Annotated in this window: 1 protein-coding gene; it reads right to left on the bottom strand. The window is 60.9% G+C overall.

Annotation, left to right across the window (positions count from 1 at the left end):
• A partial coding sequence (locus AAEY83_RS13185; RefSeq protein ID WP_351059431.1) for a helix-turn-helix transcriptional regulator occupies positions 1-373 on the bottom strand: 373 nt, incomplete at both ends.

Here is a 373-nt window from a genome sequence, read left to right as displayed (position 1 = left end):
GCGCTTGGCTTCCAGCAACTGACGCTCGTGCATGATCTGCAACGCCGGTTGCCCGGCCAGTTCACGGCAGGTGCCGTTGAGGTGCGACACGGAGATGCCCAGGCGATGGGCGAGGTCTTCGACCTTGACGTGCTGGCGGTAAGTCTCTTCCACCAACTGAATGAAACCGTTGAGGTATTCGCGCTGGCGTTGCGGCCGTTGGCTGGCCTTGTGGCGGACGATCGCCTGACGGCTGACCCAGACCATGATCACACTGACCAGCGAATGCATGAGCATTTCCCGCGCCGGTTGATGGCCGTTGTACTCGGCCTGCAACGCTGAAAACAGGCTGTTGAGATAATCGCCATCCTTGCCGGCCGGGTAGTTTTCCGCC

This window comes from Psychrobacter sp. TB20-MNA-CIBAN-0197 (genome assembly GCF_040309765.1).
Classification (GTDB): Bacteria; Pseudomonadota; Gammaproteobacteria; order Pseudomonadales; family Moraxellaceae; genus Psychrobacter; species Psychrobacter submarinus.
The sequence above is the reverse complement of the archived record's forward strand: the minus strand, read 5'-3'. Positions and strand labels throughout refer to the sequence as shown.